This is a genomic window from Acinetobacter sp. SwsAc4 (genome assembly GCF_013391535.1).
GTDB lineage: Bacteria > Pseudomonadota > Gammaproteobacteria > Pseudomonadales > Moraxellaceae > Acinetobacter.
Genome location: NZ_JACAXC010000067.1, coordinates 1 through 836 on the forward strand (window position 1 = coordinate 1; position 836 = coordinate 836).

At 42.0% G+C, this 836-nt stretch carries 2 tRNA genes and 1 rRNA gene; all 3 read left to right on the forward strand.

What is annotated here, in order from left to right:
* The first annotated feature begins 12 nt into the window (after positions 1 to 12).
* Positions 13 to 89: transfer RNA gene (locus HYG88_RS15145), tRNA-Ile, on the forward strand.
* Between the two features lie 70 nt (positions 90 to 159).
* A tRNA-Ala gene (locus HYG88_RS15150) sits at positions 160 to 235 on the forward strand.
* A gap of 361 nt (positions 236 to 596) precedes the next feature.
* Positions 597 to 836, forward strand: a 23S ribosomal RNA gene (locus HYG88_RS15155); the annotation flags it as partial.

Consider the following 836-nt stretch of genomic DNA (forward strand, 5'->3'; position numbering starts at 1 on the left):
AGATGTATCTGAGGGTCTGTAGCTCAGTTGGTTAGAGCACACGCTTGATAAGCGTGGGGTCACAAGTTCAAGTCTTGTCAGACCCACCACTACTGACGAAGTGATGAATAATCACAAGCTGCTAGATAAAAAGATATGTCGTTCATTAAGTGATAAGCTGGGGACTTAGCTTAGTTGGTAGAGCGCCTGCTTTGCACGCAGGAGGTCAGGAGTTCGACTCTCCTAGTCTCCACCACGTACTTTACGGAGTACGAGCTAAAATAGATTATAGAGTTTAGTGAATACAGTCCAAGTTGACTGGCTTATTAATCTCTGTGATTTATCACAGTTTACTACTCGCTGACGAGGCGGTAGTTAATCATTAACAGATTAGAATTTGAGTCTGAAATAAATTGTTCACTCATTCTTTGATTTAAACATTCCGATGTTTAATTTGAATGAAATGAGAACTAGCAAAAACACTGAATCAAGCGTTTTGGTATATGAATTTAGATTGAAGCTGTATGGTGATTAAATTCACAGACAACGAATAGTAGCAATTAAGTTTGCAGCGCTAACACTCACTTGTATGTGTTAACGACTGTTTGGGGTTGTATAGTCAAGTAATTAAGTGCATGTGGTGGATGCCTTGGCAGTCAGAGGCGATGAAAGACGTGATAGCCTGCGAAAAGCTCCGGGGAGGCGGCAAATACCCTGTGATCCGGAGATGTCTGAATGGGGGAACCCACCCGCTATAAGGCGGGTATCATAAGCTGAATACATAGGCTTATGAAGCGAACGAGGGGAAGTGAAACATCTCAGTACCCTTAGGAAAAGAAATCAATTGAGATTCCCTT